The organism is Streptomyces triticirhizae (assembly GCF_003696235.1).
GTDB lineage: Bacteria > Actinomycetota > Actinomycetes > Streptomycetales > Streptomycetaceae > Streptomyces > Streptomyces triticirhizae.
The window spans coordinates 1-7,565 of sequence record NZ_RFFJ01000247.1 but is presented as its reverse complement, the minus strand read 5'-3'; the positions used below and the strand labels follow the sequence as shown (position 1 = coordinate 7,565).

Genomic DNA, 7,565 nt, shown 5'->3' with positions numbered 1-7,565 from the left:
GCGCCGGCGACGGGGCGGGCGACGGCCCGCGCCCGGCCACGGCTACGCTGACGCCGGGGCGGCGGCGCGGCGCCGCCTCGGAAGGTGGGGACGTCGGTGCGGTGAAACGTCTTGGAGCAGCGACCACTCGGCCCTGTCGGGCCCCAAAGGTAAAGTTGAGTAAAATCCGCCACCACCCCCGATAAACCCGCAGCTCACGACCTCTGCTCCCCGCCCGCGCGGGGATGGTCCCCGATCCACGGCGGTGGCTTCCTCAGGGGCCAGGCTGCCCCCCGCCCGCGCGGGGATGGTCCCGCCTCATCGAATGTCATCCGCAGACCGTAGCGCTGCTCCCCGCCCGCGCGGGGATGGTCCCACCGAGCGCGTCACCGCCCGCCATCGAGATGGCTGCTCCCCGCCCGCGCGGGGATGGTCCCACGGCCGATTGGGTCGGCCGCGCCGGCGATGTCTGCTCCCCGCCCGCGCGGGGATGGTCCCGGCATGACCGACCTGCTGCACCCCCTGGGGCTGCTCCCCGCCCGCGCGGGGATACTCCCAGGTCGTGTTCATCGCGCACCAGCGGACATGGGGGAAGTCCCGCCGGGGCTTTCGCCTTTCGAACTCAAGTGACCCCCGTGGAATCTGTCTCCACAGGGGCTACTTGTTGTTCGGTGATCAGCTCTTGACGTGCTTCACAAACATGGTCCAGGCGGGGCCCGGCACGTTCAGGGTCGGGCCGTCGGTGACCTTCGAGTCACGGACAGGCACGACTCCCGGGACGCCGTCTCGGACTTCGAGGCATTCCCCGCCCTGGTTGCTGCTGTAGCTGCTCCTGCGCCACGGGGTGTCAGACGTCTTCATTCGGCAGTTCCTTCGCGATTTTCTCGATGAGCCGGATGGACTTGGTTGGGCTCAACGCTTCCGCCCTAAGCCTCTCGAAAGCCGACCGGCAGAACTCTACCTGGTCATCGCTGGTGGCCATCTGGCCACCGAGCGCTGTATCCGTGTAAGCCACGGTGCGTTGCTGGGGCATCTCCAACAGGATGAAGGGTTCCGTCGCTGGGGGAGCCTCAGCGGTGCGACTGAGCACCTGTAGGGTGATTTTGGGCATTCGTGCCGCTTCTGCCAGATGCTCCAGTTGTGCCCTCATTACCCGTACGCCGCCGATATGGGACAACAGTGACGCTTCGTTGATGATCGCCCAGAATTTCGGAGGGTTTTCCCGGGTCAGCAATCCCCGCCGCGCCATGCGGTTGGCGACCTTCTTTTCGATCCACTCGTCTGATACGTCGGGGTTTCCGGCTCGAAAGAGCGCGCGGGCGTAGTCCTCAGTGTGCAACAGCCCGGGAAGAATCCACACGGACCAAACCATGATCGCCCGCGCTTCCGCCTCCATCTTTGCGAACGGCGCGAACCATGACGGGTGTCCCCGCTTGACCAGGCGCTCGCGCTGCCGCTCGAACCGGCCGTCGGCGCCCAGCACCAGATCGCACTTCTGCGCGAACTTCCGGGATGGGATGAGCGCCCCGCGTTCAACCTTGCTGATGTAGCTCTGAGTGAACCCCGTACCAGAGGCGAACTGGCGTTGGGACAGGCCGGCTCGTAGGCGGGCCTCTTTGATCTCGGCCCCCAAGTATTCAAGGTCGTTCATCACCTCGGGCGCACCTTCGTCGTGCGACGCTGCCACCAGCTCTTTCCTCTCCAAGGGGGCCGACTTCCGTCATGATGCCGAGTCATGTGCGGGTATCATCCCCAACTTTCGGTCGCCGTGTGTGCTGTTCTGGTTACCCCGCACTCCAACCACCCAGGGAGCTGCCATGACCGACCCGACGACCCTTCTCAGCGCCATCGACGACCAGCGCCACGTCGAGCCCGACGACATCGACCCGGAGCGAACCGTGTCAGAGCTGGCAAGCGCCTTTGCCGCGCACGGGATCACGCTCCCGTCCCTGGGGCTGGACGGCCCCTCGATGCTCCAGCCGTTCGTCCCGCCCTTGATCGAGCTGGGCCGCGTCACCGAGGAGACCGCCCGCAAGATCATTCAAGCGTTGGCGACCCGGGACTTGCGGTGAGCGCCGCAACTTCCCCCGCACGGCTGGACGTTGGAACGTTTGCCCGACACGGCCACCGCTCCACAGACAGCCACCCGCGTCCGGGCGTCCCGCGTTCCCACGCGGCGACACGGGTGGCGGCCACCCCCACACCGGTCTGCCCAGTCCTGGCGTGGGGGTGGCTCTCCGCCCAGGGCCCCCGCCCCGGGCTCCGGTCAACCGACCAGTTCCGCCAGGACGTCCTCCATCGTCACGAACCCGAGCAGCGTGCCACGTTCGTTGACGACCGACGCCAGGTGGGTCTCCGCCGCGCGCATCGCCGTCAGGACGTCGTCGAGTCGGGTGTCGAGCCGCACCTGCACCACCGGGTGCAGCGCGCGGCGCGGGAACGGGCGGTCCCGGTCGCGGTCCGTCGCCGCCAGCGCGTCCTTCACATGGAGGAAGCCCAACACCGTGCGCCCGGGCCCGGTCACCGGCATCCGCGAGTAACCCGAGGCCGACGACGCCCGTTCCAGTTGACGGGGCGTCACCCGGTGACCAACCGTCACCATCCGACTCGTCGGCACCATGATCTCGGTGACCGTCCGGCTGCCCAACTCCAGCGCGTCGCGCAGCCGTTCGCTCTCCTCGGCGGCCAGCAGCCCCGCCGCGTTGGAGTCCGCCACCATCTCCGCCAGCTCCATCTCCGTGAAGACCGACGTCACCTGGTCCCTCGGCTCCACCCGCAGCAGCCGCAGCAGCAGGTTGGCGAACGAGTTGATCCCGAAGATCACCGGCCGCAGCGCCCGGGTCAGCGCCACCAGCGCCGGGCCCAGCAGCAGCGCCGTGCGCTCCGGCGCGGCCAGCGCGATGTTCTTCGGCACCATCTCGCCGAACAGCATGTGCGCGTAGGTCGCCACCGACAGCGCGATCGCGAACGAGATCGGGTGCACCAGCCCGTCCGGCACCCCCAGCAGGTCGAAGACCGGCTCCAGCAGGTGCGCCATCGCCGGCTCCGCCACCGCGCCCAGCACCAGCGACATCGCGGTGATCCCCAGCTGGGCGGTGGCCATCATGGCCGACAGGTGCCGCAGCGCCCACAGCACCGTCGGCGCGCCCCGTTCCCCCGCCTCGGCCCGTGGCTCGATCTGGTCCCTGCGGACCGAGATCAGGGCGAACTCGGCGCCCACGAAGAACGCGTTGACCAGGATCGACAGCGCGCCCAGCGTCAGTTGCAGGATGGTCACCGCGGCTCACCGCCCGCCGGCCGCGCCGCGTCCTCGGGCGCGGTGATCGCCACCCGTTCCGCCCGGTGCCTGGCCGTCAGCAGCACCGCCAGCCGCCAGCCGCCGACCTCCACCGTGTCGCCGACCTCCGGAATCCGCGCCAGCTCGGTGGCGAGCAGCCCGGCGACCGTCTCGTAGGGGCCCTCCGGCACGGCCAGCCCGATCGCCGCCAGCTGGTCGAGGCGCGCGCTGCCGCCCGCCTCCCACCGCCGGGGCCCGGTCCGCGCCAGGTCGGGCGTCTCCGCCGGGTCGTGCTCGTCCCGGACCTCGCCGACGACCTCCTCCACGATGTCCTCCAAGGTCACCACGCCCGCCGTTCCGCCGTACTCGTCCACGACCACGCCCAGCGAACGTGTGCCGCGCAGCCGTTCCAGCAGCCGGTCCACCGGCAGGCTGTCCGGCACCAGGACCGCCTCCGTCAGCAGCTCCGTCACCGGCGTCTCGGCGCGCCGTCCGCGCTCGACGGCGAGCACGTCCTTGATGTGCACCGCGCCCACCACCTCGTCGAGGCCGCCCTCGAAGACCGGGAACCGCGACAGGCCCGTCTCCAACGTCAGCGCCGCCGCGTCGGCCGCCGTCGCCGTCGTGGGCAGCGCCCGCACCGCGACCCGGGGCGTCATCACGTTCTCCGCCGTCAGCTCCGCCAGGTGCAGGGTCCGCACGAACAGCTCCGCCGAGTCCCTGGGCAGCACGCCCTCGGCCGCCGAGTGCCGGGCCAGCGCCACCAACTCCTGCGGCGTGCGGGCCGAGGCCAGCTCCTCCGTCGGCTCCATCCCGAAGGCCCGCACCAGCCGGTTGGCCATCTCGTTGAGATGCCGGATGAACGGGGCGAACGCCGCCGTGAACAGCCGCTGCGGCGCCGAGATGGCGCGGGCCACCGGCACCGGGCGGGAGATCGCCCAGTTCTTCGGCACCAGCTCGCCGACCACCATCAGCACCACCGTCGAGAGCGCGACGCCCAGCGCCACCGCCAGCGACGAGGCCAGCGAGGGCGACAGGCCGGCGTCCCGCAGCGGCCCGCGCAGCAGCGCCGCCACCGACGGCTCGGCCAGCATCCCGATGACCACCGAGGTCACCGTGATCCCCAGCTGCGCCCCGGACAGCTGGAACGTCAGCTGCCGCACGGCCCGCACCGCGCCCGCCGCGCCCTTCTGCCCCTCGCGCGCCGCCCGTTCCAACTGCCCGCGCTCCACGGTGGTCAGGGAGAACTCGGCGGCGACAAAGACCGCGCAGGCCAGCGTCAGGGCCAGCGCCACGAACAACAGCACCACTTCCGTCACCGGGCCATCCTCTCCTCGCACCGTGCCGCACGGTCGGATGTTCCGCGTTTGCCCGCTCCGCGCCCGGGTACTCGGCGCGCCCCCGGCAGGTCACGCGCGCGGGTCACGCGCAGGGAGGAGCGGCCCCGATGGAGCAGGAGCACGACCACGGGACCGATCCCTATGTGGCGGCCGAGGTCTCGGCCGACGGCCGCGAGCTGCTGGTCACCCTGGGCTCGGGCCGCGTGGTGCGGCTGGTGGCGACCGTTCCCGTGCCCGGGGTGCTGCGGCTGCGCTCGGCCGGGCCCGGCCTCGACGAGGACGGCAGCCCGATGCTCCTCCCGCTGGAGGACCGGCCGGCGACGCTCACCAGGACGCCCGACGGCGTGGACATCACCGGGCCCGAGGTCGCCGCCCACTGGGACGGCGGGGCGCCGGGCGAGGTGGTGCAGGGGCTGCGGTTCGGCGCGTTCGCCCGCTTCGCCAGGCCCCGCGCCGAGACCGTGCCCTGCCTGGCCGGCTACCGGCCGGCGACCGCCGAACGACCGGCCGGCTGGGTGGAGACCGTCCATCTGGCGCCGGGGGCGGCCGTCTACGGCGGCGGCGAGAGCTACCAGGGCATCGACCTGCGCGGCCGCTGCCGCCGGATGCGCAACACCGAACAGAACCGGGACGGCGGCCGGGACTCCGCCTACCTCAACGTTCCGCTGCTGTGGTCCGACGCGGGCTGGGGCCTGTTCGCGCACACCGGGGCCCAGGTCGACGCCGACCTCGGCGCCACCCACTCGGAGGCCGCCTGCCTGCGGATCGACGGCGAGGACCTGGACCTCTTCCTGCTCTCCGGCGACGCGCCCACCATCCTGCGCCGCTACCTCGCGCTCACCGGCCGGCCCCGCACCCTGCCCGAGTGGGCCTTCGGCGTGTGGATGAGCCGCAGCTCCTACTTCACCGCCGACGAGGTGGTGGAGACCGTCGACGAACTCCGGCGCGCCGACTGCCCGGTGGACGTGGTCCATGTCGACGAGTGGCTCGACCAGTCCGTGCTGGACGACCCGTCCTGGTCGACGGAGGCCGACCGCGCCCGCTTCCCCGAGGGCTGGGCGAACCGGCTCGCCGAGCGCGGCGTCCGGCTCAGCCTGTGGATCAACCCCTATGTCAAACGCGACGGGCCGCTCGGCGAGGAACTCGCCGCCCGGGGCTACCTGGTGCGGGACGCCACCGGCCGCCCGGCCTCCGTCGCCGACGACCCGGGGATCTGCGCGGTGGACTTCACCCACCCGGAGGCCCGCGAGTGGTGGTGCGAGCGGCTCGTCACCACGCTCCGCACCGAGCACAACGCGGCGGTCCTCTCCGACTTCGGCGAGGAGATCCCCGACGACGCCGTCTTCGCCGACGGCCGCCAGGGGGCCGACTGGCGCAACGCCTACGGCCTGATCTACCAGGACACCGTCCACGAGGCCGGCCGCCGGGCGCGGGCCGGCGACTTCGTCGCGATCTCCCGCTCGGGGACGGCCGGTTCGCAGCGCGACCCGGCGCACTGGGCCGGCGACCTGCCCTCCACCTGGACCGGGCTGGTCTCCACACTGCGCGCGGTGCTGTCCATGTCGCTCAGCGGCTGCTCGGTCGTCACCCACGACGCCGGCGGCTACTGGACCCCCGCGTCCTACCGCAGGGCCAGGGAACTGCGCGCCACGATGACGCCGAACGCGGTCCACGCCGACGTGGACCCCGAACTGTACGGGCGGTGGGCGCAGTGGGCGGCGTTCTCCCCGCTGACCCGCTTCCACGGCTTCGGCCGGCGCGAACCGACGGCCTACGGCGAGCCGTTCGGGGAGGCGGCGGTGGCGGCCTGCCGGCTGCGGCGCCGGATGCGGCGCTATGTCGCGGTCTCGTCCGAGCGCGGCGCGGCGGAGGGGCTGCCGCTGATGCGGCCGATGCCGCTGGCGTACCCGGGCGACCGGGGCGCGCGGGACGCGTGGGCGCAGTACCTGTTCGGCCCGGACGTGCTGGTCGCCCCGGTCCTGGAGCCGGGCGGCCACCGGCGGCTGTGGGTGCCGGAGGGCGAGTGGACCCCGCTGGTCGGCTGCCCGCCGCTGACCGGCCCCGGCTGGCACGAACTGCGCTGCGCGCCCGACCAGTTCCCGGCCTTCGTCCGCGCGGACCTCGGCGTTGACGCGGTGCTGGCCCCGGCGGGAGGCTCCGCCGGGGGCTCCGCCGGTTGACCGGGGGCCCGCCGGCCGCTGGCCGGCCTCGGGCCCGGGGCCGTTCGGGGCCGGGCGGCCCCTCCAGGGCCGGGGGTGTGGGTCCCGGGCTCCCGGCCCGAGGCCAGGGCCGGGGCCGGGGCCGGGGCGGCCGGAACGAACTCCGGTGCGGCGCAGGCCAGTTCTCGGGCGCGGGGCGCGCCCGGTTGGCCGTCCATGGCCCCCGGAGTCGGGACCCGGTACGAACTTCGGCGCGGCGCAGGCCAGTTCCCGGGTGCGGGGGCCCGTGCGGCGGGTCGTCAACGGAGTTGGGCCACCCGGCCGGGCGGGTGCGAGAACTCCGGGGCGCTGCCGAAAGGTTCACGGCCGCGCGGGAGGGCGCGGCTGGCCGTGAACGGCCCCGGGCCACTCGATCGAGCGGGCGCGAACTCTGCTGCGCCACCCGTGAGTTCGCGGGCGACAGCGAGGAGGACGCCAACGGCACTCGGCCCTGGGCCTCCCCGGGACCGGCCCGGACGAGCCCTCGGGCCTGGGGGCCCCTTCGCTGTGCGGACGGTAACTCCGTTGCCGTGACGGCGAGTTGCGGGCGTAGTAGTGGCGTGGCAGTGGCCCGGCCGGCCCCGAGACTCCCCGGGACCGCCCCGCACGAGCCCTGGGCCCCGGGGCACTCGGGGTGCGGGAACTCCGTTGCCGTATCCGCGAGTTGCCGGCAACGGCAACGGCAACGGCAACGGCAACGGCCGGCCTCAGGCCCGGCGCCCGGCGGCGCCCAGCGCCGGCGGCGCTCCGCAGTCGGCCGCGCCGCGCGCT

Annotated in this window: 6 protein-coding genes; 2 read left to right on the top strand and 4 right to left on the bottom strand. The window is 73.1% G+C overall.

Annotation, left to right across the window (positions count from 1 at the left end; all coding sequences use genetic code 11):
* Positions 1-654: 654 nt before the first annotated feature.
* Positions 655-840, bottom strand: coding sequence for a DUF397 domain-containing protein (locus EBN88_RS27015; protein WP_122399665.1), 186 nt, complete (start codon positions 838-840; stop codon positions 655-657).
* The gene (locus EBN88_RS27010) at positions 827-1,666 is read right to left on the bottom strand and encodes a helix-turn-helix domain-containing protein (protein WP_122399664.1); all 840 of its coding nucleotides are present in this window, start codon (positions 1,664-1,666) and stop codon (positions 827-829) included. The genes EBN88_RS27015 and EBN88_RS27010 overlap by 14 nt, the downstream gene beginning before the upstream one ends.
* Before the next feature lie 130 nt (positions 1,667-1,796).
* Between EBN88_RS27010 and EBN88_RS27005 the strand changes: the two genes are divergently transcribed.
* Positions 1,797-2,051: a hypothetical protein gene (locus EBN88_RS27005; RefSeq protein ID WP_233581016.1), complete on the top strand. Its 255-nt coding sequence runs from the start codon at positions 1,797-1,799 to the stop codon at positions 2,049-2,051.
* Positions 2,052-2,245: 194 nt separating this feature from the next.
* On the opposite strand, the gene EBN88_RS27000 is transcribed toward EBN88_RS27005, so the two are convergent.
* Both EBN88_RS27000 and EBN88_RS26995 read right to left on the bottom strand, forming a co-directional pair.
* Positions 2,246-3,256, bottom strand: a complete 1,011-nt coding sequence (locus EBN88_RS27000; protein ID WP_122399663.1) for a hemolysin family protein — start codon at positions 3,254-3,256, stop codon at positions 2,246-2,248.
* On the bottom strand, positions 3,253-4,575 hold the full coding sequence (locus EBN88_RS26995; protein ID WP_122399662.1) for a hemolysin family protein: 1,323 nt from the start codon (positions 4,573-4,575) through the stop codon (positions 3,253-3,255). Before EBN88_RS26995 ends, EBN88_RS27000 begins: the two co-directional genes overlap by 4 nt.
* A gap of 128 nt (positions 4,576-4,703) precedes the next feature.
* Here EBN88_RS26995 and EBN88_RS26990 point away from each other — a divergent pair, with 128 nt between their 5' ends.
* Complete coding sequence (locus EBN88_RS26990) at positions 4,704-6,776, top strand: glycoside hydrolase family 31 protein (RefSeq protein WP_122399661.1); 2,073 nt, start codon at positions 4,704-4,706, stop codon at positions 6,774-6,776.
* Positions 6,777-7,565: the final 789 nt, after the last annotated feature.